Source organism: Mesorhizobium sp. P3_A9 (assembly GCF_056402975.1).
This window is the reverse complement of sequence record NZ_JBFUGJ010000005.1, coordinates 17,639-41,611: the sequence shown is the minus strand read 5'-3', so window position 1 is coordinate 41,611 and position 23,973 is coordinate 17,639. Positions and strand designations below refer to the sequence as shown.

Below are 23,973 nucleotides of genomic sequence, written 5' to 3'. Positions count from 1 at the left end.
AACCGCAATCCATCTTGCCGGGATTGCTCTACTCCGCCGGCTCCATATTGGTGTAGGCGGCTTCCTCGAGCTCACGCTTGAGGCGCGCTTCTTCATGCGTCTTCGGGGTGACGAAGCGGCCAAGCAGGAGATAGGCGACCGGCGTCAGGAATAGCGTCGAGACGGTGGCCAGCCCCAACCCGCCGACGATCACCCAGCCGAGTGCCACGCGTGCCTCGGCCCCGGCGCCTGCCGCCAGCACCAGCGGTACGCCGCCAAGTATGGTGCAGATCATCGTCATCATCACCGGCCGCAAGCGGATGATCGAGGCCTGCTCGATCGCCTCGCGCACACCAAGCCCGCGGTCGCGCAGCTGGTTGGCGAATTCGACGATCAGGATGCCGTTCTTGGCCATGACGCCGACCAGAAGCACTAGGCCGATCTGGCTGTAGGCGTTGAGGCTGGTGCCCGACAGCAGCAAGGCGAAGATGGCGCAGGCGAGGCCAAGCGGCACCGTCGCCATGATGATGACGGCACTGACGAAGCTTTCGAACTGCGCGGCCAGCACCAGCAGGATGATGACCAGCGCGAAGCCGAAGATGGTGACCATGGCGCTGTTGGTTTCGCCCAGCGTCGCGGCCTCGGCCAGCGGCAGGATGCGGCTACCCGGCGGCAGCAGCGGCGTGGCGATCTCTTCGGCTTGGCTCAGCGCATCGCCAAGGGCGAAATTGCCTGAGAGGTTGGAGGTGATGGCCACCGATGGCTGCTGCTGTTCGCGCGACAGCGACGGCGGCACCGCGCGTTCGGTCAGCGTGGCGATGGTCGACATCGGCACGAAGCGGCCATCGGCTGTCTTCAGGAAGACATTTTCCAGATCGGTCGGATCGTTGATCGGATTGGTGGTCGAGACCAGCTTCACACCATAGCTGCGGTCGGCGATGTAGACGTCGACGACGTCGTTGCCGTCGAGCATGGCCTGCATGGTGTTGGCGAGGCCCGTAATATCGATGCCGAGGTCGGAGGCGCGCTCGCGGTCGATGGCGACGGCCAGCTGCGGCTGCGTCGGGTCGATCGACAGGCGCGGCGTCTGGAAGCGCGGGTCCTTCTGCATTTCGGCTATGATCTTCACCGCCGCGTCGCCGAGCGCCTTTCGGTCGTTGCCGACCAGCGCGAATTGCAGGCCGTTGCCGGCGCCACGGATGCCGAGGCTGTTGGGCTGCACCGGGAAGATGCGCACGCTCGGCACCTGCTTGGTCAGCTGGCTGATCTCGGCCATGATCTCCTGCTGGCTGCGGCTGCGCTCGTTCCATGGCGCCAGCGTCATCACCATGAAGCCGGAATTATAGGAGCCGTTCTGGCCGGCATTCTCGAAGGTCGAACGGATCTCGCCGGAATCGCGCATCGGCTGGATCAGCTTCTCGATCTTCTGCATCTGCTGCGTCGTGTAATCGAGGCTGACGCCTTGCGGGGCATTGATGCGCAACAGCACGGCCGCGCGATCCTCGGTTGGCGTCAGTTCCTGGCGGATGGTGCCGAACAGCGCGAAAGCGGTGCCGGCAAACAGCACCGCAACCAGAACCACGATCCAGGGCGCATCGAGGCAAGCGTGCAGGATCCGCTTGTAGGCGGCATTCAACGCGCCGCCGATACGAGCGCCAATGCCGTGGCCGCCTTCATGGTGGAGCGAGGCGCTGGTCAGCATGCGCGAGGCGAGCATCGGGCAAAGTGTCAGCGCCACCACGCAGGACAGAAGCACCGACATGGCAAGCACGAAGCCGAATTCGCGGAACAGCCCGCCGGTCTGGCCGGGCAGGAAGGAGATCGGCACGAAGACGGCGACCAGCGTCAGCGTCGTGGCAACGACGGCGAAGAACACTTCCTGCGCGCCGAGCACGGCAGCCGCACGCGGCCCCATGCCTTCGTTGCGTCGTCGCACGATGTTTTCCAGGACGACGATGGCGTCATCGACGACAAGGCCCGTGGCCAGCACCATGGCGAGCAGCGTCAGGATGTTGACGGAGAAGCCGGCCAGGTAGATGGCGGCGATGGTGCCGATCATGGCGACCGGCATCGACAGGCCTGGGATGAGCGTGGCGCGCCAGTCGAGCAGGAAGATGTAGATGACGATCAGCACCATGGTCACCGACAGGCCGAGCGCGATTTCGACCTCGTGCACGGCGCCCTTGACGAAGACGGCGTCGTCGCTGGTGATCTTGATCGCCATGCCCTTGGGCAGGTTTTCCTGCAATTTGGCGACGGCGGCCTGGACGCCGGTGGAAATATCCAGCGTGTTCGATTCCGCCTGGCGGATGATGCCGATACCGATGCCGGTCTTGCCGTCCGAGCGCAGCGTGGTCTGGCCGACATCGGGGCCGAGCGTGACGGTGGCGACGTCGCGGATGCGCGTCGTGCCGCCGATGATGATGTTTTCGAATTCCTCGGGCGTCGTCACATCGGCCGTCGTGCGGACGATCAGGTCCTGGTTGGTGGTGGTGATCGACCCGGCCGGGGAATCGAAGGCGACCGAGGCAAGGGCTGTCCTGAGATCGGCCACCGTGAAGCCGAGGCTGGCGAGCTTGTTCTGGTCGACGTCGATGCGGAAGATCTTGTCGCGGTCGCCATAGACCTGGACGTCGGCAACGCCAGGCACGGCGGCCAGTTCATCCTCGATCTGGTCCTGGACGACGACCGTCATGTCCTGGATCGACATGTTGTCGGAGGTCACCGCCAGGCGCATCACAGCGTCGGAATTGGCATCGGCCTTGACGATGCGCGGCGGGTCGGCGGTGTCCGGCATCTGGTTGGCGACGCGGCCGACGGCGTCACGCACATCGGAGGCGGCGACATTGAGGTCGACACCGTCGTTGAATTCGATGGTGACGCGGCTCGAGCCGAAGGAGGAGGAAGACGAGATCGACTTGACGCCGGAGACGCGGGCTACAGCGCCCTCGATCGTGTCGGTCAGTTCGCGGTCGACGGTTTCGGCAGCCGCCCCTTCGAAGGTGGTCGAGACGGTAACCACGGCGCGGTCGACGTCGGGCAATTCGCGGATCTCGACGCCGTAGAAGGCGGCGAGGCCCGCAACCGCGATGAGGACGTTGAGCACGAAGGCCATGACCGGCCTGCGGATGAACAGGGCGGTAAAGCCGGTATCGCTGGCAGCGTTGACGGGTCCGGTCATGAGCCTTCGGCGGCGTTGGCGGCACGCGGTTCCTGGCCGGCGATGCGGACTTCGCCGCCCTCGCTGACGTTCTGCGTGCCTTCGGTGACAACCATGTCGCCGCTGTCGATCTCGGCGTCGATCAGTACGGTCTCGGTGTTGCGCTGGATGATGCGCACCGGCACGCGTTTGGCCTTGCCGTCCTCGATCTGCCAGACATAGGCGCCGTCCGATCCCCACAGGATCGCCAGCGGGCTGACGGCCGGATAGGTTTCGCCGGGGAATTTCATGGTGATGGAGAACGACATGCCGGCGCGCAGCGAATCGGCGGGATTGGCGATCTTGGCCTTGACCAGCAGCGTGCGGCTCTTTTCGTCGATATGATTGTCGATGGCCGAAATCGTGCCGGTATAGGCGTTGCTCGGATTGGCGATCGGCGTTGCCGTCAATTGCCCACCGACCTTGACCGCGGCGGCGAAACGCTCGGGCACCTGGAAATCCACCAGGATCGAGGAGCGGTCATCGAGCGTGGCGATCGCCGACTGGTTGGTGACATAGTTGCCGGCCGAGATCGGCAGGATGCCGACAGTGCCGGCGATCGGCGCCAGGATGGAGCGCCGCTGCAGCGCAAGCTCGGCATCCTGGAGCGCCAGCTTCGCGCCTGCCAGCACCACTTCGGCGTCGGCAACGGCGACAGGCGTCGCGGCATTGGAAGCGCGCAGCGACTTGACGCGATCAAGTTTAGATTGCGCATCCTGCAAGGCGAGCTTGGCCCGGTCCTGGGAGATGATCTCGGTTTCGGAATCAAGCGTCGCGATGATCTGCCCCTTGTCGACATGAGTACCGGATTCGACCAGCAGTTCGGCAAGGCGGCCGGAGCTGTAAGGGTTGACGGTCACCGAAGCGTTGGCGCGGCCGGTGCCGATCGCCTGCAGGCGGTCGTTGATAACAGCCGAGGCGGCCGGCGATGCAACGATGGTGGCAATCTGGGCGCCGTTGCGCCCTGCCTGCCGGGAACCAGCCGCCGCCGTGTCCTTCGCCCGAGGTGTGGCGCCATAGGCCCAGTCGATGCCCCAGCGCGCCAGCACTTCGGGAGCGCCGGGATAGAAGCGAGCCCACGCGGCCGTGGCGGCGACCACGACGACAAGCGCAAGGACAATCTGTTTCCAACTCGACATCGGCACTCCAGCGGCAAGAATCGTTCTGCTGGTTCCAAGTGGAAGTGGATGCAGCGACGACAAGGGCTGGGGGGCAAAACCGGCCACTCCCACTCCCGATATCATCGGTTTATGGCAATTATCACGCAATCGTGCACATTAAATCGCGGTAACGTGATGTCCGCACGCTTGCTTTGGGGTGGATGAGACTGCGCGGAGCCCGCTTAACGCAGCCCTTCCATTTCCCGAATACGCCGTGCGCCGTCGGCCTCGAGCTGCCTGGTGACGGCGCCGATCAGCGTTTCGGCGACGACGAAAAGTGCTGCCGAGGAATCCCATGCCGACGGCACAGCGGTCCGTCCGGCGATGACATGGCGGGCGAAGCGGGCGATCGGCGACAGCCACTGATCGGTGAACAGCACGATCTGCACGCCGCGCTGATGCGCCTTCTCGGCGAAGCGCACGAGGCTGTCCTGGTAGCGCCTGATGTCGAAGATCACCAGCACGTCGCGCTTGCCCATGTCGATCAGCCGGTCGCGCCACATGCTCTCCTGGCCGGCGAGATGAAAGACATCGGGCTGGATGACGGCGAGGTGGGCGGCCATGTAGCGCGCCAGCGGGTCGGTGAAGCGGCCGCCGATGAGGAATGTCTTGCCCCGCCGGTCGGCAAGCCGTGCGGCGATGTCGGCAAGCTGCTTGTCGGAGAGGTGGCGGAAGGTCTCGCGCATATTGTCGAGCGTCGCTTCCAGCATTGGCGACACTGTACCGCCGCCGGGCGAGGGCGGGTTGAGCGTCCGTATCGCCGGCGACTGCAGCTGCGCCGCCAGTTCGTCCTGCAGGCTCGACTGGAATTCCGGATAGTTCTGGAAGCCGAGCCGAGCCACGAAGCGTAGGATCGTCGGCGAGGAGACGCCGGCCGCGGTCGAGAATTCGGCGACCGTCTTCAGGCCGATCATCGGATAGCTGGCGATCAGCGTCTGCGCCGCGCGCCGTTCGCTGGCCGGCATCGTGCCGATGCGGTCGGCGATCAGTTCGGCAATGCTGGAAATCATCTTTTCCCCCACCCGTTGGCCCGCCCCCTGAGATCGCATTTGACAAAGCCGGGCAAACTGTATGAAATCATCCATAGGGACGCAATGATACAAAATACGTAACATACGGTACAGCGCTCCCCGGGGACGGCAGGACTATGGAGACAGCGCGGCGTACCAGCCTTGCATCGCCTGATTCCGTGGGGGTGACGAACCCACGCGGAGCGAGCCCGTTCGTACTGACCTGCGATCACGCTTCCAATTTCCTGCCCGCCGAATTCGGCACGCTCGGTCTTGCCGCCGAGGACCTGTCCCGCCATATCGCCTGGGATCCGGGTGCGCTGCCGGTGGCAACGCGCATGGCGCATGCGCTCGATGCGACGCTGGTCGAAACCCGCATTTCGCGTCTGGTCGTCGACTGCAACCGGCCGCTCGATGCGCCGGACCTGGTGCCGCCGGTCAGCGAGACGACAGCCATACCAGGCAATACCGGCCTGTCGGAAAAACAGCTTGCGGCGCGGGTCGCCCTGTCATGGCAGCCGTTTCACAGCACCATCGAAGGCATCGTCGAGGAGCGGCTGGCCCGCGGCCAGGAGACCCGGCTGGTTTCCGTCCATTCTTTCACGCCGGTCTACAAGGGCCGCAACCGGCCCTGGCATATCGGCATCATCCACGATGACGATCAGCGGCTGGCGTCGCCGCTGATATCGGCGCTCAAGCGGCTTGCCGGCGTCACCGTCGGCGTCAACGAACCCTATTCGCCTGATGACCGCGTCTATTTCACGCTGGAACGGCATGCACGCTCGCGCGGGCTGCCCTGCGCCATGATCGAAATCCGCAACGATGAAATCTCCGGCGAGACCGGGCAGCGGAAATGGGCGGATCTGCTCACGGGCATTTTTTCGGATCTGGAGCCAGAGGAGGCCAAGGGCTCTCGACGAAGCGTAGTCGGAAAGTCAGTTCAATCGGCCAGCTAAGAACCAATAAGGGGAATTCTGACATGACAACACCGGATCATTCTGACAAGTCGGAGGACACAAAAATCCTTCACAGTATGGGCTACGCCCAGGAATTGTCTCGCCGCATGAGCGGCTTCTCCAACTTCGCCATTTCCTTCTCGATCATCTGCATTCTGGCTGGCGGCATCACGTCATTCCCGCTGGCGATGGCCACCGGCAGCGGTTTCGAGGCGACCATCGGCTGGGTAATCGGCGGTGTCTTTGCGCTCGTGGTCGCGGCTTCCCTCGGCCAGATCGGATCAGCCTATCCGACAGCCGGCGGCCTGTATCACTGGTCGTCGATCCTGGGCGGACGCGGCTGGGGTTGGGCCACGGCCTGGATCAACCTGCTCGGCCTGATCTTCGTCGTCGCCTCGGTGAATGTCGGCGTCTACCTGCTGTTTCAAGGGCTCGTAGCGGGCCCGATCTTCGGTTGGGACACATCGAGCTGGGGCTTCTGGCAGCAGACGGCGGCAGTCGTCATGATTACCGTAACCCAAGGCCTCTTCAATCATCTCGGCATCAAGACGACGACGATGTTGACGGACTTTTCCGGCTACCTCATCCTCGTCGTTGCGGTCGTGCTGACGCTGACCTTCCTGATCTGGGGCGCGCATGGCTTCGATCTTTCGCGGCTGACGACTTTCGTCAACACGACCGGCGATCCCGGCGGTGCCTATGTTCCGACGGCCCGCACCGCACTTGTGGCCTTCCTTATCGGCCTTCTCTACCCGCTTTATACCATCACCGGCTTCGACGCCTCGGCGCATACCGCCGAGGAAACGCACAATGCCCGCGTCGCCGTGCCAAGAGGCATGATCCACGCGGTCCTGTGGTCTCTCGTCTTCGGTTTCATCATGGCGGTCTCCTTCGTCCTTGCCAGCCCCGATCTCGTGGCGACCGCCAAGGACGGCGGCAATGCCTGGTTCAACCTGTTCAACAATCTGCCGGCGCCAACCTGGCTCAAGGCTCTGCTCGGCATCGCCATCGTGCTGGCGAACTATCTGTGCGCGCTGGCCGGGCTCACCTCGACCTCGCGCATGATCTTCGCCTTTTCGCGTGACGGAGGTCTGCCGGGTTCATCTCTGTGGAAGCAGGTTTCGCCAACCTGGCGCACGCCCGTCCCGGCCATCTGGCTCGGCGTCGTGCTGTCGATTGCCGCCACGCTCTATTCGCCGGCTTTCGCGGCGCTGGCAGCTGGCTGCGCTCTCTTCCTCTATGTCTCCTACGCCATGCCGATCGCAGCCGGACTTCTTGCGGAAGGAAAGAGCTGGACCGAATTCGGGCCGTTCCGGCTCGGCATCTGGTCAAAGCCGTTCGCTGTGATCACGGTGATCGGTGTTCTGGTGTTGATGTATGCCGGCATCCAGCCGCCCTTCGACATCCTGATCAACTATGCCATCGGCTTGATCGTTCTGCTCATTGTCTTGTGGTTCGCCGTTGAAAATCGCCGCTTCCAGGGGCCGCCCATCGGCGAGGCGGCAATCGCCAAGCGCACGGCGACCATCGCAGCGGCCGAAAAGGCCGTCGGCGAATCCGCCTAAACAGCCAATCAAACCGTGGCGGGCTCGCTCGCCACGGTTTTTTCCGTTCAATATGACAAGCCCGAAACGACAAGCGCTGGAGTGCCAAAGGAATGGCCGGAAATTTCTCATTCGATCAGTTGAAGAAAGCGGTCTCCAGCGGTGAGATCGACACGGTGCTGGCCTGCATCGTCGACCTGCAGGGACGATTGGCCGGAAAGCGCTTCCTGGCGCAGTATTTCGTTGATTCCGCGCATGACGAAACGCATGGCTGCAACTATCTGCTGGCCGCCGACATCGATATGGAGCCGGTGCCAGGCTACAAGGCGGCAAGCTGGTCGAAGGGCTATGGCGACTTCGTCATGAAGCCGGATCTGGCGACGTTGCGGCGCATTCCTTGGCTGGAAAAGACGGCGCTGGTGATCTGCGACGTGCTCGACCACCACACCCATGACGACCTGCCGCATTCGCCGCGTGCCATCCTGAGGAAGCAGGTCAAGCGGCTGACGGAGCGCGGCTATATCGGCTATTTCGCCTCCGAGCTCGAATTCTATCTGTTCAACGAGACCTACGATTCCGCCCGCAAGAAGCATTGGCAGGGTCTCGACACGGCTTCGCCCTATATTGGCGACTACCAGATCGGCATCACCACCAAGGAAGAAGGGGTCATGCGCCGGCTTCGCAACGAGATGGATGCGGCCGGCATTCCGATCGAGAACTCCAAGGGCGAATGGGGCCCCGGCCAGGAAGAGATCAATGTGCGCTATGCCGAGGCGCTCGAGATGGCCGACCGCCACGTCATCCTGAAGAACGGCGCCAAGGAGATTGCCGAGTCCGAGGGCAAGGCGATCTCCTTCATGTCCAAGTACAATTACGGGCTCGCCGGCAATTCCAGCCATATCCACAATTCGCTGTGGAGCGCCGACGGCAAGACGGCTCTATTCTTCGACAAGAAGGCGGACTGGACGCTGTCGACGCTTGGCCAGCAATGGGGGGCAGGTCAGCTCAAATATGCCAAGGAATTCACCTGGTTCCTGGCGCCTTACATCAACTCCTACAAGCGCTTTCAGGCTGGCACCTTCGCGCCGACCAAGATCATGTGGAGCGAGGACAACCGCACCGCCGGCTTCCGACTGTGCGGCGAGGGCACCAAGGGCATCCGCATGGAATGCCGCATCGGCGGCGCCGACCTCAACCCTTATCTCGCCTTCGCGGCGCTGATCGCCGCCGGCCTTGCCGGCATCGACGAGAAGCTCGAACTGCAGAAGCCGTTCGTCGGCGATGCCTATCAGGCCTCGCGCCTGCCGGAGATCCCGAAGACGTTGCGCGATGCCACCGAAACGCTGGCGAAGTCGAAGATGCTGAAAGAGGCGCTCGGCGAGGATGTGCTCGAGCACTATGTCCACACCGCCAAGTGGGAGCAGTTCGAATACGACCGCCGCATTACGGATTGGGAACTGCACAGGGGTTTCGAGCGGTACTAGACTATGTCGGCGTCGCCCTCCCTTAGCCATCGTCTGAATGGCGGGCGACGTCAAAATCAAGATTTCATGAAGTGCGAGGACTGAARGAATGACCGAAACGGTCAAGTTGATATCCCCCGTCGATGGCTCGATCTATGCCGAGCGGCCCGTGGCTACGGACCAGGCGATCAACGCCGCTGTCGAGCGCGCCAAGGCGGCGCAGGAGAAGTGGGCCGAGACGCCGATCGTCGAGCGTGGCAAGTACATGCTGGCAATGCTCGAGGCGCTGGTGGCGATGACCGACGAGATCGTGCCGGAGATCGCCTGGCAGATGGGGCGTCCGGTGCGCTATGGCGGCGAGTTCGGCGGCGTCAGGGAACGCACCACTTACATGGTCGAGATCGCCGAGCAGGCGCTGAAATCCGTGCCGGCCTCCAACCCGAAGGACGGCTTTCGCCGCTACGTGAAGAAGGATCCGCTCGGCGTCGTCATAGTGATCGCGCCGTGGAACTATCCCTATCTCACCGCAGTCAACACCATCGTGCCGGCGCTGATGGCCGGCAATGCGGTTATCCTGAAACATGCTGCGCAGACACTGCTGGTCGGCGAGCGTTTTCAACAGGCTTTCGACAAGGTCGGGCTGCCCAAGGGCGTGTTCCAGAATGTCGTGCTCAACCATGCCCAGACCGAGAAGCTGCTTGGCTCGGGCAAGATCGACCATGTCAACTTCACCGGTTCGGTCGGCGGCGGCCGTGCCATTGAAAAGGCGGCGGCGGGCACCTTCATGACGCTCGGTCTCGAGCTTGGCGGCAAGGATCCGGCCTATGTGCTGCCTGACGCCAAACTGGACCATGCGGTCGCCAATCTGGTCGACGGCGCCTTCTACAATTCCGGCCAATGCTGCTGCGGCATCGAGCGCGTCTATGTGCATGAAAAGGTCTATGACGAGTTCGTCGAGGGCTTCATCGCCGAGACCAAGAACTATGTCGTCGGCAATCCGTTGGAACAGGCGACGACGATGGGGCCGATGGCGCAGGCGCGGTTCGCCGACCTGATCCGCGAGCAGAAGGCCGAAGCGCTGCGCAAAGGTGCGGTGGCGCACATCAACATGAAGGTGGCCAACGACAAGGCCGGCTCGCCCTATCTGGCGCCTGAGGTGCTGACGCAAGTCGACCACCAGATGAGCGTCATGCGCGAGGAAAGTTTTGGCCCGATCGTCGGCATCATGAAGGTGCGCAACGATGAGGAGGCGATCGCGCTGATGAACGACAGTCAGTATGGCCTGACGGCCTCGATCTGGACGCGCGATACCGAGCATGCGGTGGCGATCGGCRACCGCATCGARACCGGTACGGTGTTCATGAACCGCTGCGACTATCTCGATCCGGCGCTGGTCTGGACCGGCGTCAAGGACACCGGCAAGGGTGCGGGACTGTCGGCCATCGGCTACGATAACCTGACCCGGCCGAAATCCTTCCACCTGCGCGAAGCCATCTGATTTTTTGAAAGACAAGCAATGTCCAAGCTGATCTCCAAATGGAACTATCCCACCACCGTTCGCTTCGGCGCCGGGCGCATCAACGAGCTGCCCGAGGTGCTGGCGGCAACCGGCATCAAGCGGCCGTTGTTCGTCACCGACCCGGGCCTGGCCAAGCTGCCGGTCGTCGCTTCCACGCTGAAAATCCTCGACGATGCCAAGGTGCCTTATGGCGTGTTTTCCGAGGTGAAGCCGAACCCTGTCGAGTCCAACCTCACCGCCGGCATCGCCGTGTTCAAGAAGGGCAAGCATGACGGCGTCATCGCCTTCGGTGGCGGCTCGGCGCTCGATCTCGRCAAGCTGATCGCCTTCCAGGCGGGGCAGACGCGGCCGGTGTGGGATTTCGAGGATGTCGGCGACTGGTGGACGCGCGCCAATTCGGACGCGATCGCACCGATCATCGCGGTGCCGACCACGGCCGGCACCGGCTCGGAAGTCGGCCGCGCCGGCGTCATTACCAATGAGGAGACGCACACCAAGAAGGTCATCTTCCATCCGAAGCTTTTGCCGGCGATCGTCATCGCCGACCCGGAACTGTCGGTCGGCATGCCGGGCTTCATCACCGCCGGCACCGGCATGGATGCGCTTGCCCATTGCCTCGAGGCTTATTGCGCACCGGGCTACCACCCGATGGCCGACGGTATTGCCGTCGAAGGTGTCCGGCTGGTGTTCGAGAACCTGCCCAAGGCCTATGCCAACGGCAAGGACCTTGTCGCGCGCGCCCAYATGATGAGTGCGGCSGCCATGGGCGCCGCCGCCTTCCAGAAGGGGCTCGGCGCCATTCACTCGCTGTCGCATCCGATCGGCGCGCTCTACGATACCCATCACGGCATGACCAACGCCGTGTTCATGCCCTATGTGCTCGCCTTCAACCGGGACTCCATCGAGGAGCGTATTGCCCGGCTCGCCGCCTATTGCGGCATCAAGGGCGGCTTTGACGGCTTCTCCAAGGCGATCATCAAGCTGCGCAAGGAGTTGAAGGTGCCGCACGCGCTGCCGGGCCTGATCAAGGGGCTCGACATGGACAAGAAGCGCAAGGCGCTGATCGCGGATATGGCGGTGGTCGATCCTACCGCCGGTGGCAACCCGGTCAAGCTGACCAAGAAGGCGGCGCTGACATTGCTCGAAAACGCCATCGCCGGCACGGTCTGAGACGCTTTCCGCATAGGAAATTGATCTGAAAAAGGGGTAGAAAAACAAGGGGAGGGGATGAAGGGCAAGGCACAAACTAATTAGCCGGAAAAAGAATCGCGAGGCGATTGCTACAACCGGTTAAAAAGAGTTTACTTTTTCGCACTGCGAGCAGCCGGTTTCACAAAGCTTTCATCTGGCTGTCACATGAAAACGATACCGCATCGCAGGCGTCCAACGGCGTCAGTTCAACGGAGAGAACACATGTTCAAATTCACGGGGAAGGTGCTTTCCCTTTCGGCCGCGACCCTTATGGTGTCGTCGGTGATTTCGTCCGCCGCTTCGCTGGACGATCTCGTCAAGGCCGCGAAGGCCGAAGGCCAGCTCACCACCATCGCGCTGCCGCATGACTGGTGCGGTTACGGCGACGTCATCGCCGGCTTCAAGGCGAAGTATCCGGAAATCACCATCAACGAACTCAACCCCGATGCCGGTTCCGGCGACGAGGTCGAGGCGATCAAGGCCAACAAGGACAATAAGGGCCCGCAGGCGCCCGACGTTATCGACGTCGGTCTGTCCTTCGGTCCGTCCGCCAAGAAGGACGGTCTGATCCAGGCCTACAAGGTTTCGACCTGGGACTCGATCCCCGACAGCGCCAAGGATGCCGACGGCTTCTGGACGGGCGACTACTACGGCGTGCTTTCCTTCCAGGTGAACAAGGACCTGGTGAAGACGTCGCCGACGGACTGGGCWGACCTGCTGAAGCCGGAATTCGCCAACWCGGTSGCTCTTGCCGGYGAYCCGCGCGCYTCGAACCAGGCCATCCAGGCGGTGTATGCCGCCGGCTTGTCGACGGGTGCGGCTGCTGGTGAAGCTGCCGGCACCGCTGGCCTYGACTTCTTCAAGAAGCTCAAYGCCGCCGGCAATTTCGTGCCGGTCATCGGCAAGSCSGCGACSCTGGCYCARGGCCAGACGCCGATCCTCGTCACCTGGGACTACAACGCGCTCGCCGGCCGCGACACGCTGAAGGGCAACCCGCCCGTCGACGTCGTCGTGCCGAAGACCGGTGTCGTCGCCGGTGTCTACGTGCAGGCGATCAGCGCCTACGCGCCGCATCCGAATGCAGCCAAGCTCTGGCTGGAATACCTGTATTCCGACGAAGGCCAGATCGCCTGGCTGAAGGGCTATTGCCACCCGATCCGCTTCAACGATCTCGCCAAGAACGGCAAGATTCCGGCGGACGTGCTGGCCAAGCTGCCGCCGGCTGAGTCCTACGCGGCCGCGGTGTTCCCGACGCTCGACGAGCAGGGCAAGGCCAAGGAAGCCATCACCAAGAACTGGGACGCCGTTGTCGGTGCCAACGTCAAGTAACAGTTGAAATCGACCGGGCGGCTTCACGGCCGCCCGGTTTTCTCTCGAAGTCTTTCTCTCGAAGACGGTAGCCGGCGCATGACCGATATCTCAATGTCCGACCACGCTGTTTCCGGGAAGACCGCGCCTCCCGCCGAGGCGCGCAGCATGAGGCTGCCGACGCAATGGCTCGGCGTTGCGCCCTTCTTCATCTTCGCCATCATGTTCCTGATCCTGCCCACGCTCTACCTGATGCTGGGCGCATTCCAGAACGATGCTGGTGAATTCACACTCGAAAACATAGTTGCATTGGCGCAGCCGTCGATCGTTGCCGCCTACTGGATTTCGATCAAGGTCAGCCTTGCTTCATCGCTGATTGGCGCCTTTGCAGGGCTGGCGATTGCCATTGCCATCGTACGCGGCGGCCTGCCGGACTGGATACGCTCGGCRACGCTRACSTTTTCCGGCGTYGCCTCSAATTTYGCSGGCGTRCCGCTGGCCTTCGCCTTCCTYGCSACACTYGGMCGGCTCGGCCTTGCGACCGTGATACTGAACACGCTGTTCGGTCTCAACATCTACGCGCATGGCTTCAACATCCTGTCGTTCTGGGGCCTGACATTGACCTATGTCTACTTCCAGATTCCGCTGATGGTGGTCATCATCGTGCCGGCCATCGACGGGCTGAAGAAGGAATGGGGCGAGGCCGCCGCAACGCTGGGTGCGACCATGTCCCAGTATTGGCGCRTGGTGGTCATTCCGGTGATCTGGCCGAGCTTCCTCGGCACGGTGATCCTGTTGTTCGCCAATGCCTTCGGCGCCATCGCCACCGCCTATGCGCTGACCGGGTCGTCGCTCAACATCGTGCCGATCCTGCTCTATGCCCAGATCCGTGGCGACGTGCTGCACAATGCYCATCTCGGCTATGCSATCGCCTTCGGCATGATCCTCATCACCGGTCTTGCCAATGTCTTCTACATCTGGTTCCGCACCCGTTCCGAGAGGTGGCTCAAATGAAGGCTGGCAAGTTCTGGGCCTGGGTCGTCTTCGCGCTGGGCGCGGCCTATTTCTTCATTCCGCTGATCGCGACGGTGGAGTTCTCCATGCGCATGCGGCGCGGCGCCTATTCCTTTGACGCCTACAAGGTCGTGCTGGGTGACGAACGCTTCCAGGCGACCTTCGGCTATTCGGTGCTTGCCGCCGTCTTCACCATCATTCTCGGCGTGCTCATCGTGGTGCCCGCCGCCTACTGGATCCGGTTGCGCCTGCCGCAGCTGCGCCCCATCGTCGAGTTCATCACCTTGCTGCCGCTGGTCATCCCGGCCATCGTCATCGTTTTCGGCTACATCAGAATGTACGGCTCGAATTCGCCGCTGCCCTTCCTGGCGACCGACACGGGCACCAATGCCTTGCTGGTCATCGGCTATGCCACGCTGGCGCTGCCCTATATGTATCGCGCGGTGGACACCGGGCTTCGCACCATCGACGTGCGTACGTTGACGGAAGCGGCGCAGATTCTCGGCGCTGGCTGGGGGACGATCATCACCCGGGTTATCCTGCCCAATGTGCTGATCGCGGTGTTGTCGGGTGCATTCCTGACCTTCGCGATCGTTATCGGCGAGTTCACCATGGCAAGCCTGCTCAACCGTCCGGCCTTCGGCCCTTATCTGCAGAACATCGGCGCCAACCGCGCCTATGAACCGGCGGCGCTTGCCATCATCGCCTTCGCAATCACCTGGGGCTGCATGTCGCTGATCCAGATATTGTCCCGCTTTGCGCCGAGATCGGCGAACCGCCCCAATTGATCGAAAAGTACTGATCGAAAGAACAACACCATGGCCGACCCGTTCCTCTCCATCCAGCACGTTCGGAAATCCTTCGGCACCACCACGGTGGTCGAGGATTTCAATCTCGACGTCGAACGTGGCGAATTCGTCTCTTTCCTCGGACCATCCGGCTGCGGCAAGACAACGGTGCTGCGCATGGTCGCGGGTTTCGAGGAGCCGAGCGCCGGCAAGATCGTCGTTGGCRGCAAGGATATTACGAGGCTGAAGCCCAATCAGCGCAATGTCGGGATGGTGTTCCAGGCCTATGCCCTGTTTCCGAACCTGACCGTGGCGCAGAACATCGGTTTCGGCCTGAAGGTCGCCGGCATGCCCAAAGCGGACATCGACGCCCGCGTTGCCGAGATGCTGGGTATCATCAAGCTGCCGCAGATGGCGGACCGCTACCCCTACCAGCTCTCGGGCGGCCAGCAGCAGCGTATCGCGCTGGCGCGTGCGATCGCGCCGAAACCGAAGCTGCTGCTGCTCGACGAGCCGCTGTCGGCGCTGGATGCCAAGGTCCGTGTCTCGCTGCGTGAAGAAATCCGTTCGATCCAGAAGAAGCTCGGCATCACCACCATCTTCGTCACCCATGACCAGGAAGAGGCGCTGTCGATCTCCGACCGCATCGCGGTCATGTATGGCGGCAAGGCCGAGCAGGTTGGTACGCCGTTCGAGATCTACAACCGGCCGGCGACCAAATTCGTCGCCAATTTCGTCGGCACGCTGAATGTGCTCGAGGGCAAGGTCACCGATGCCGCGGCCGGCACGGTGCAGGTCAACACGCAGCAAGTCTCGCTCAAGGGCAAGCTCAACGGCTCGAAGTCCGGCGACACGCTGTCGCTGGCGCTGCGGCCGGAAGCGATTTCACTCGGCCGTCAGCCTGGCCGCGATTCCAGCCTGTCCGGCGAGATTTCCGAAGTGCACTTCCTTGGTTCGGTGATCCGCGTCCGCGTCGGCATCGGCGGCAATACGGTCTCGCTCGATACGTTCAACAGCCCGGCGACGCCGCCACCCGCCGTTGGCGAGAAGGCCGAGATTTCGTTCTCGTCCGACGATATGCTGGTGCTGCACTAGGCTGTGCCGATATTCAGGTGAGGCCGGCCTGCAAATGGCGGCTTCCTGTGCTTCCGGTGCTCACGTACCCAAAAGTACACTCCGCTCCGGTTCTCGGAAGCCACCCAGTTTGGTCGCTTCGCGCCCGTCTCGACTCCGGCTCGGCCTGACCTGAATCTCAGCACACCCGGAGCCTGTCCAAAAGTGGGCGCTCTCAAGCCGGTGCGATGAACGGCTGTGATATCTCCTGAAAGACCGGGAGGGCTTCCATTCGTGCCGCGTGCGCGTCCAGCGCCGGGAAGTCAGCCAGCGCAATGAGCACTGGATGCGCCTCGCCGATGAAGCGCAGCACGGCGGCAACTGCGATATCGGCATGGCCGATGCGCTCGCCGAACCAGTAAGGTGTCGACCATTTGGCACGGTCGGCCTCCAGCACGGCAAGCACGGCCTCGATCTGCGTGCGACAGCGCCCGGCCCAGACGTCGGAGACCTTCTCGTGCAGCCGCTTCTCGTAGAACAGGCTCACCGCCTTGTCGCCGAGCCCGGTGGCCAGGGCTGACACCTTCAGCGCCTGATGGCGCGCCGGCTCCGTCTTCGGAAACATGCTTCGATCGGCTGGGACCAAACTATCGAGATAGTCGAGCATCAAATGGCTTTCGATCAGTACCTCGCCATTGTCCAGCACCAGGGTCGGCACCCGCGTCAGCGGGTTGTAGGGCCGAATCTCATCGGCATCGCCGAAGGCCGACCACGGACGGTGCTCGAAGGCGATGCTATAGAGGGTCAGCGCGATGCCGACACGGCGCACGAAAGGCGAGTCATATTGGCCGATGAGGATCATGCCGTGTTGTACGGCAAGAGGTGGTTTGAGGCGTATGGCCAGAGGGCTTGAGTTTGATGGCCAATCCACCGCATCCTGCAGGTATATCTGCGCCGGCAATCCCGTCTCACTGAAGTAACAGCCCATGGCTCTTTTTGAACTCACCCTTATCCTGCTTTTGACAGCCGTTGCGCTGACGGCGCTGTCGCGGCGGCTGGAGATACCCTATCCGTCCCTGCTGGCCTTGGCCGGGGTCGCGATTGCCTTCGTGCCTGGCGCGCCAACGATCGAGATCGATCCGGAACTGGCGCTTGCCCTGTTCATCGCGCCGGTGCTTCTCGATGCCGCCTATGACACGTCGCTGCGCGACCTCAAGCGCTACCGGCTGTCGCTGGCGCTGTTGGCGCTTGGCGCCGTCGTCTTCACCACTGTCGTGGTTGCCTTCGTCGGCTGGAAGATGGCCGGCCTGCCGATAGCCGCGGCAATCGCGCTCGGCGCCATCGTCGCGCCGCCGGATGCGGTGGCGGCATCCGCCGTGCTAGGGCAATTCAAGGTGCCGCACCGCATCACCGCCATCCTGCAAGGCGAGAGCCTGCTCAACGATGCCACAGCGCTCTTGATCTACCGCCTGGCGGTTTCGGCGGCGCTCGGCACGATCATGCTGAGCAACGCCATTCCGACGATCCTTTTATCCACCATAGGCAGCCTCATCGCCGGCTATCTGCTTGGCCGCTTCTCGCTGCTGACGCTCACGAAGATAGAGGATGCGGCGAGCAGCACGGTGGTGCAATTCGCTGGAACTTTCGGGGTCTGGATCCTGGCCGACAAGCTCGGCCTTTCGGCCATCATCACCATCGTCGTCTACGCCATGACGCTTGCACGCCGGGCGCCACGCCACATGTCGGCAAGGCGGCGCGTCAGCACCTATTCGGTSTGGGAGWCGGCGGTSTTCGTGCTCAACGTGCTGGCYTTCGTGCTGATGGGCCTGCAGGCRCGRTCRATCGTCGGCCGGCTTTCGGGCGAGGGGCAAGGCCAGGCCTTTCTGTTCGCCGCCACGGTGCTCGTCGTCGTCATCGTGGCGCGTCTCGTCTGGGTGGCGAGTTACGTTGCGATCATTCGGTGGGTTTCCCGCTTCGGCAGCGAAGACGCAAGGCGGGATGCGCCGACATTTGGCGGCGCCGTGCTCGTCGGTTGGTGCGGCATGCGCGGGCTGGTGACGCTGGTGGTGGCCATTGCTCTGCCGGCCGGCTTTCCCGGCCGCGACCCGATCGTGCTTGCCGCTTTTGCCGTGGTTCTGGGCACGCTGGTGCTGCAGGGGATGACGCTCAAGCCTCTGCTGCGGATACTCAACTTCGACCCGGATACGACCGTTGATCGCGAAGTGGCGCAGGCGCGCGTTGCCATCATGCAGGCAGCACTCGATGTGCTGAGCCGCAAGACATCGGCCGCGGCGGCTGTCGTGCGCGAGCAGTACGAAGCTCAGCGCGTCATCGCGGAAAACCCGGAGGACGCTCAAGCCGCGACCGAATACGACCGGCTGCGTCTCTATGCCATCAACCGCCAGCGCGACACGCTGGAGGAATTGCGCCGCAACGGTACGATCGGCGATGAAGCCTATCACCGGCTTGAGGAAGAGATCGACTGGGCGGAACTGGCGGCGTCTCCGGCTGGCCGGTTCCAGCCGCTGACGACCTATTAGGACGGTTCACCGGGCAGACCTGACCCAATGGTGTCGCGAAAAACTCGCGGCGTTTTCCGGCGCGCGGAGGATACCGAAGCGGCCCGGAATCGTTGCATGATCGCGCAGCAAGGGGCGGGGGAGGCGTCTGGCACAAGCCGCTGCCATTCTCCTGCACATTGCAACCAATCCATTGAACCGCTACTGCCATCACCGAAAGTGAGCCGGATAAGCAATGAAGCTGGTCAGCTACAACATCCAGTACGGGTTCGGCAGTGATGGTCGCTACGACCTTTCGCGCGCGGCGCGGATCGTTGCTGGCGCCGACATCATTGCGCTGCAGGAGGTCGAGCGGCACTGGCAGCGCAGCAATTTCGACGACCAGCCGGAGCTGCTGTCGCGCCTGCTGCCCGACTATCACTGGGTCTACGGCCCGGCCTTCGACATGGATGCCAGCGAGCGGCGCGACGGCCGCCTGGTCAACCGGCGCCGACAGTTCGGCACCATGGTGCTGTCGAAGTTGCCGATCGTCTGGTCGCGGCTGCATGCGCTGCCAATGCGCCGCACTCTGCAGCCGCTCAACACCCGCAATGCRGCRCTCGAATGCATGATCCGCACGCCSGCYGGYCCGGTGCGGATACTGTCGCTGCATCTCGCGCATATCGCGGCCGAAGAGCGGCTGGAGCAGATCGACTATCTGCTCGCGCAACACCGCCGCGCGCCCACCGACGGCGGGCCGTGGAGCGGTACCGACGACGAGCCTGCGCGCAACTGGACCAGCGGCGAGCCCGAGCCGGAAAACCCGCTGGCGGCGATCTGGATGGGCGATTTCAACATGGAGCCGGGCAGCGCCGAATACCGGCGCATCGTCGGCAGCACGCCCTATCATCGCGGTGCGGCCTATCTCGACGGCTTCGTCGATGCCGCCGCGGTGGCGATCGAATCGGCTGATGACTTCCACACCCATGAGAAGATCATCGATGGCAGACTGGCAAAGCGTCGGCTCGACCACTGTTTCGTCGGCGGCATGTTCGCCGGGCGAGTGCGTTCGGTCGGATCTGATATAGGCGAGGTGGCGTCCGATCACTTCCCGGTCAGGATCGATGTCGATCTTGAACCGCCGCTCGGCTTGGGAGGTCGGTAAGCCCGAAATGACGCTTTTCGTCTTCTTCGCGGTGCTTGCCGCCGCCGCCATGCACGCGATCTGGAACGCGCTGGTCAAGGTCCACCTCGACCGCTTTCTGTCGATCACGCTGATGACGCTCGGCATGGGCGCCGCCGCCCTCGTGGTGCTGCCCTTCGTCGAGTTTCCGAAAGCGGAGGTGTGGCCCTACATCATCGCCTCTGTCATTTTCCACATGGGCTACCGCACCTTCCTGATCGGCGCCTACAAGGCCGGTGATTTCGCCCAGACCTATCCGCTGGCGCGGGGCACGGCGCCCCTGCTGACCGCGCTCGGCGGCGTTGTTGTGGTGCAGGAGATGCCGGCGCCGTTCGCCATCCTCGGCATATTGCTACTGTCGGCCGGCACGCTGGTGATGTCGTTTCGCGGCGGCGCGCATCTGGAGCGGATCAATCTGCGCGCGGTCGGCTTTGCGCTCGGCACTTCGATTTTCATCTCCAGCTATACGCTCTCGGACGGCAGCGGCGCGCGGCTGGCAGCAACCGCGCAGAGCTATGCCGCCTGGCTGTTCATCTGCGACGCCTTTGGCGCGCTGGTGCTGTGCCTCATCTTCCGTGGGCCCAAGGCACTGCCTGTGCTGGCGCGCGACTGGAAAGCCGGGCTGTTCACCGGCGTGCTCAGTGGTGCCGCCTACTGGATTGTGATGTGGGCTATGACCAARGCGCCGATCGCCTCKGTGGCATCGCTGCGCGARACCTCGATCCTGTTYGCCATGATGATCTCGGTSTWCGCGCTCGGCGAGAAGATGACGGGCTGGCGCGGTGCYGCCGCGCTCAGCATYGTCGCCGGSGTYATCGCGCTGCGGCTGGGTTAGCTGCGCTCCAGAACCGTCATCACCTGGCCACGCCGTTCCGGACTGAAGCGGATGACGACGATGATGCAGACGGCAACCACGCCGGCAAAGAGCGCCAGCGCATAGCCGTAGCTGCCTCCGGCGCTTTCCGCGATCCCGGCCTGATACGGACCGCCATAGGAGGCAGCGAGATTGCCGGCCTGGTAGATGAAGCCGGGCAAGGTCGCGCGCACCGCGCCGGGCGAGAGTTCATTGAGGTGCACCGGAATGACGCCCCAGGCCCCCTGGACCGAGACCTGCATGATGAAGGCGCCGATGGCCAGCATGAACGGCGTGGTCGAGTAGGCCCACAGCGGGATCGACGGCAGGGCGATCACGCAGGCGAGCGTGATGGCGTTGACGCGGCCGATCTTCTCCGACAGTGCGCCGAATGTCAGGCCGCCGACAATGGCGCCGAGATTGGCGACGATGGTGATCCAACTCACCGTGTGCGGATCGAAGCCGTGCTGCTTCTTCAGGAAGGTCGGGTAGAGGTCCTGCGTGCCATGGCTGAAGAAGTTGAAGAACATCATCAGCACGACGGCATAGAGCGCGACACCCCAATGCTTCTGCAGCGTTTCCAGCAAGCCAGGCCTGGGTGCCTTCTGCGCCTCGACGAAGGCAGGCGATTCCGGCACGTGCGAGCGGATGAAGAGCACGATCAGCGCCGGGATGAAGGAGAGCAGGAACATGGCGCGCCAGCCGATCGTGTAGCCGCCGATCGTCTGCTGATAGAGCAGGCCATAGACCACGGCCGCCAGGAGGTAGCCGGCCGGATAGCCGCATTGCAGGATGCCCGAGACAATGCCGCGTGCGCTGGGCGGGACGGATTCCATGGCGAGCGAACTGCCAAGCCCCCATTCGCCACCCATGGCGATGCCGAACAAGGCACGCAAGGCGAGGAAAATGCCGAGATTGGGCGAGAAGGCGGCGAGCGCGCCGATCACCGAATAGCTGACAATGTTGAGCATGAGGATGGGCTTGCGCCCATATTTGTCGGCGAGCATGCCAAAGAAGAACGCGCCGATGAAGCGCGTTGCCAAGGTCAGGAACAATGCCTTTGAGACTGCCGGGACATCCGTCTGGAATTCACTCGCAATATCGGTGAGCAGGAATGTCAGAAGGAAGAAATCAAAAGCATCGAGCGTCCAGCCCAGGAATGAGGCCAGAACGGTTTTCTTCTGCTCGGCAGTGAGATTCAAGGCGTCCTCCTTTGGCTCCCCGGAGCAACGATATGTCGCCCGGTTAGCAAAAGAGAACAGCGATCAGCCGGCTTTCGAAGAACCGGCGGTCACTTTTTCGTAAGATCGAGATCGAAGACCATCAAACCGTCGGTGCTGCCTTCGAGTGCGGCCACCAGCCGGGCGCCGGCGCGCCGATGSGCTTCRTGCACSAGATAGGCRTCGCGCGCGGCGGCATCGCGRAARTCGATGGTGAAGCCATGSSTGAARCCGCGYGCGAASGGTTCRGGRCTGACATTGGCGCTGAACTGGACGGTGTCCATGCCATCGATCACCTTTCGCAGCGCCTCGAGGTCGGCATGGATCGCCGCGCGCTCACCGTCGGGGACATCGTCGCGAAACCTGACGAAGACACAGTGCCTGATCATCTTTTTTGCTCCTAAGCAGCCCGGTTTCCGGAAAACACAGCCGGCGGCAGCGGCTCGCGGCCGAGCACCAGATCGGCACCCTTTTCGCCGACCATGATGGTCGGGGCATTGGTGTTGGAGGAGGGCACACGCGGCATCACCGAGGCGTCGCAGACGCGCAGACCTTCGATGCCGCGCAGCCGCAGGTCCGGGGTCACGACGGCCATGTCGTCATGGCCCATGCGGCAGGTGCCGACGGGGTGATGGTCGGTCTTGGAGGTGCGGCAGGCATAGTCGAAGAGTTCGTCGTCGCTGGCGAGTGACGGGCCAGGCAACACTTCGCGCAGCACGTAAGGGGCAAGCGCCTTTTGCCGCATGATCTCGCGCGCCAACCGCAGCCCTTTGATCGACATGGCGCGATCATAGGGATCGGACCAGTAGTTGGGATCGATCAGCGGATGGTCGGCCGGATTGGCACTCTTCAGCCGCACCGTGCCGCGTGAGCGCGGCCGCAGGAAGGCCGAGTTCAAGGTGACCCCGGGATTGTTCAGCTTCTCGACACCGGCTTCGATGCCGGAGCCCAGGCCGAGATGGAACTGGATGTCGGGCGAGGCGGCGGTGGGGTCGGCGTACCAGAAGCCGCCGGTCTCGAACAGGCTGGAGGCCACCGGTCCTTTCTTCAAAAGCAGATATTGCAGGCCGGCCCAGGCCGTGCGGTGCAGCTTGGCGTAGTTGTCATAGGTGTGATCGCCGGTGCATTCGGCGATGACGAACAAATCGAGATGATCCTGCATGTTTGAGCCGACCCCGGGCAGGTCATGCACCGGCGTGACGCCGACCGACTTCAGGTGATCGGCCGGGCCGATGCCTGACTGCATCAGCAGCTTGGGCGAGCCGATGGCGCCGGACGAGACGATCACCTCGCGCTCGGCGCGCAGGATTTTTGTCTGACCGCCCGGTTTGTCGATGATCTCGACGCCGATGGCGCGACCCTTTTCGACGACGATTCGGGTCACCAGCACGTCGGTCCTGACGGTGAGATTCTTGCGCGCGCGGATCGGCTTGAGATAGGCGACCGAGGCGGAGGAACGCCGGGCGTCTTTCTGGGTCAGCTGGTAGTAGCCGACGCCYTCCTGGCTGGCGCCGTTGAAATCCGGRTTGAAGGGRATRCCCATCTCCTGGCCGGCGCGGAAATAGGCCTCGCAGATCGGCAGCGGCGAAATCGGGTTGGACACGCCGAGCGGACCCTGGTCGCCGTGAAAATCGTTGGCGTAGCGCTGGTTGTTTTCGGCGCGCTTGAAGTAGGGCAGCACGTCGCGATAGCCCCAGCCGGCGAGACCCTCTTCCTTCTCCCAGGCGTCGTAGTCGCGGGCGTTGCCGCGCGTGTAGATCTGGGCGTTGATGGAGGAGCCGCCGCCAACCACCTTGGCCTGCGTGTACCGGAAGACGCGATCCTTCATGTTTCTCTGCGGCACGGTCGACCAGCCCCAGGAGGCGATGCCCTTGGTCATCTTGGCGAAGCCCGCTGGCATATGGATGTAGGGATGCCAGTCCTTGCCGCCGGCTTCCAGCAGCAGCACGGAATTCAAGGGATCCTCGCTCAGCCGGTTGGCCAGAACACAGCCGGCCGGGCCGGCGCCCACGATGATATAGTCGGTCATTTTTTC

The 23,973-nt window shown here is 63.1% G+C and carries 19 protein-coding genes; 12 read left to right on the top strand and 7 right to left on the bottom strand.

What is annotated here, in order from left to right:
- Positions 1-28: 28 nt before the first annotated feature.
- The 3 genes from AC1DX0_RS02055 to AC1DX0_RS02045 form a co-directional block, all read right to left on the bottom strand.
- A complete protein-coding gene (locus AC1DX0_RS02055; RefSeq protein WP_477220070.1) occupies positions 29-3,160 on the bottom strand; it encodes an efflux RND transporter permease subunit in 3,132 nt (1,043 codons plus the stop codon).
- On the bottom strand, positions 3,157-4,317 hold the full coding sequence (locus tag AC1DX0_RS02050; RefSeq protein WP_477220069.1) for an efflux RND transporter periplasmic adaptor subunit: 1,161 nt from the start codon (positions 4,315-4,317) through the stop codon (positions 3,157-3,159). Before AC1DX0_RS02050 ends, AC1DX0_RS02055 begins: the two co-directional genes overlap by 4 nt.
- Positions 4,318-4,520: 203 nt before the next feature.
- Positions 4,521-5,348 (bottom strand): MurR/RpiR family transcriptional regulator, encoded by an 828-nt coding sequence (locus tag AC1DX0_RS02045; protein WP_027030940.1) that lies wholly within the window; start codon positions 5,346-5,348, stop codon positions 4,521-4,523.
- Positions 5,349-5,485: 137 nt separating this feature from the next.
- On the opposite strand from AC1DX0_RS02045, the gene AC1DX0_RS02040 reads away from it, so the two are divergent.
- The 9 genes from AC1DX0_RS02040 to AC1DX0_RS02000 all read left to right on the top strand — a co-directional run bounded on the left by AC1DX0_RS02040 (position 5,486) and on the right by AC1DX0_RS02000 (position 16,226).
- Positions 5,486-6,304, top strand: a complete 819-nt coding sequence (locus AC1DX0_RS02040; protein ID WP_477220068.1) for an N-formylglutamate amidohydrolase — start codon at positions 5,486-5,488, stop codon at positions 6,302-6,304.
- A gap of 23 nt (positions 6,305-6,327) precedes the next feature.
- On the top strand, positions 6,328-7,869 hold the full coding sequence (locus tag AC1DX0_RS02035) for an amino acid permease (protein WP_477220067.1): 1,542 nt from the start codon (positions 6,328-6,330) through the stop codon (positions 7,867-7,869).
- A 92-nt stretch (positions 7,870-7,961) separates the two neighbouring features.
- Positions 7,962-9,332, top strand: coding sequence for a glutamine synthetase family protein (locus AC1DX0_RS02030; RefSeq protein ID WP_172224395.1), 1,371 nt, complete (start codon positions 7,962-7,964; stop codon positions 9,330-9,332).
- Between the two features lie 88 nt (positions 9,333-9,420).
- On the top strand, positions 9,421-10,809 hold the full coding sequence (locus tag AC1DX0_RS02025; RefSeq protein WP_477354137.1) for an aldehyde dehydrogenase family protein: 1,389 nt from the start codon (positions 9,421-9,423) through the stop codon (positions 10,807-10,809).
- Positions 10,810-10,827: 18 nt separating this feature from the next.
- Complete coding sequence (locus AC1DX0_RS02020) at positions 10,828-12,000, top strand: iron-containing alcohol dehydrogenase (protein WP_477354134.1); 1,173 nt, start codon at positions 10,828-10,830, stop codon at positions 11,998-12,000.
- 243 nt (positions 12,001-12,243) lie between these two features.
- Positions 12,244-13,350 carry an ABC transporter substrate-binding protein gene (locus AC1DX0_RS02015; RefSeq protein WP_477354132.1) on the top strand — a complete coding sequence of 369 codons (1,107 nt, stop codon included), beginning with the start codon at positions 12,244-12,246 and terminating at the stop codon, positions 13,348-13,350.
- Between the two features lie 78 nt (positions 13,351-13,428).
- Positions 13,429-14,343, top strand: coding sequence for an ABC transporter permease (locus AC1DX0_RS02010; RefSeq protein ID WP_477354129.1), 915 nt, complete (start codon positions 13,429-13,431; stop codon positions 14,341-14,343).
- Positions 14,340-15,131 (top strand): ABC transporter permease, encoded by a 792-nt coding sequence (locus AC1DX0_RS02005; protein ID WP_477220063.1) that lies wholly within the window; start codon positions 14,340-14,342, stop codon positions 15,129-15,131. Before AC1DX0_RS02010 ends, AC1DX0_RS02005 begins: the two co-directional genes overlap by 4 nt.
- 30 nt (positions 15,132-15,161) lie before the next feature.
- Positions 15,162-16,226: an ABC transporter ATP-binding protein gene (locus AC1DX0_RS02000; protein WP_477354126.1), complete on the top strand. Its 1,065-nt coding sequence runs from the start codon at positions 15,162-15,164 to the stop codon at positions 16,224-16,226.
- 193 nt (positions 16,227-16,419) lie between these two features.
- Here the strand turns inward: AC1DX0_RS02000 and AC1DX0_RS01995 are convergent, their stop codons facing one another.
- The gene (locus tag AC1DX0_RS01995) at positions 16,420-17,046 is read right to left on the bottom strand and encodes a glutathione S-transferase family protein (protein WP_477220061.1); all 627 of its coding nucleotides are present in this window, start codon (positions 17,044-17,046) and stop codon (positions 16,420-16,422) included.
- Positions 17,047-17,170: 124 nt separating this feature from the next.
- Here AC1DX0_RS01995 and AC1DX0_RS01990 point away from each other — a divergent pair, with 124 nt between their 5' ends.
- From AC1DX0_RS01990 to AC1DX0_RS01980, 3 genes are all read left to right on the top strand, one after another.
- Positions 17,171-18,724: a cation:proton antiporter gene (locus AC1DX0_RS01990; RefSeq protein WP_477354122.1), complete on the top strand. Its 1,554-nt coding sequence runs from the start codon at positions 17,171-17,173 to the stop codon at positions 18,722-18,724.
- Between the two features lie 214 nt (positions 18,725-18,938).
- Positions 18,939-19,847, top strand: a complete 909-nt coding sequence (locus AC1DX0_RS01985; RefSeq protein WP_477220059.1) for an endonuclease/exonuclease/phosphatase family protein — start codon at positions 18,939-18,941, stop codon at positions 19,845-19,847.
- 7 nt (positions 19,848-19,854) lie between these two features.
- Positions 19,855-20,700: an EamA family transporter gene (locus tag AC1DX0_RS01980; RefSeq protein WP_477354119.1), complete on the top strand. Its 846-nt coding sequence runs from the start codon at positions 19,855-19,857 to the stop codon at positions 20,698-20,700.
- Here AC1DX0_RS01980 and AC1DX0_RS01975 read toward each other — a convergent pair.
- The 3 genes from AC1DX0_RS01975 to AC1DX0_RS01965 all read right to left on the bottom strand — a co-directional run bounded on the left by AC1DX0_RS01975 (position 20,697) and on the right by AC1DX0_RS01965 (position 23,967).
- Entirely contained in the window at positions 20,697-21,920 is a 1,224-nt protein-coding gene (locus AC1DX0_RS01975) for an MFS transporter (protein WP_477220057.1), read from the bottom strand. The genes AC1DX0_RS01980 and AC1DX0_RS01975 overlap by 4 nt on opposite strands.
- An 89-nt stretch (positions 21,921-22,009) precedes the next feature.
- Positions 22,010-22,327: a Dabb family protein gene (locus AC1DX0_RS01970; protein ID WP_477354117.1), complete on the bottom strand. Its 318-nt coding sequence runs from the start codon at positions 22,325-22,327 to the stop codon at positions 22,010-22,012.
- Between the two features lie 11 nt (positions 22,328-22,338).
- Positions 22,339-23,967 carry a GMC family oxidoreductase gene (locus AC1DX0_RS01965; protein WP_477220055.1) on the bottom strand — a complete coding sequence of 543 codons (1,629 nt, stop codon included), beginning with the start codon at positions 23,965-23,967 and terminating at the stop codon, positions 22,339-22,341.
- Positions 23,968-23,973: the final 6 nt, after the last annotated feature.

Coding starts and splice junctions, on each gene's coding strand:
- AC1DX0_RS02050 (WP_477220069.1), bottom strand. CDS start 4,317: ATGTCGAGTTGGAAACAGATTGTCCTTGCGCTTGTCGTCGTGGTCGCC.
- AC1DX0_RS02040 (WP_477220068.1), top strand. CDS start 5,486: ATGGAGACAGCGCGGCGTACCAGCCTTGCATCGCCTGATTCCGTGGGG.
- AC1DX0_RS01995 (WP_477220061.1), bottom strand. CDS start 17,046: ATGATCCTCATCGGCCAATATGACTCGCCTTTCGTGCGCCGTGTCGGC.
- AC1DX0_RS02045 (WP_027030940.1), bottom strand. CDS start 5,348: ATGATTTCCAGCATTGCCGAACTGATCGCCGACCGCATCGGCACGATG.
- AC1DX0_RS02030 (WP_172224395.1), top strand. CDS start 7,962: ATGGCCGGAAATTTCTCATTCGATCAGTTGAAGAAAGCGGTCTCCAGC.
- AC1DX0_RS02035 (WP_477220067.1), top strand. CDS start 6,328: ATGACAACACCGGATCATTCTGACAAGTCGGAGGACACAAAAATCCTT.
- AC1DX0_RS02055 (WP_477220070.1), bottom strand. CDS start 3,160: ATGACCGGACCCGTCAACGCTGCCAGCGATACCGGCTTTACCGCCCTG.
- AC1DX0_RS02005 (WP_477220063.1), top strand. CDS start 14,340: ATGAAGGCTGGCAAGTTCTGGGCCTGGGTCGTCTTCGCGCTGGGCGCG.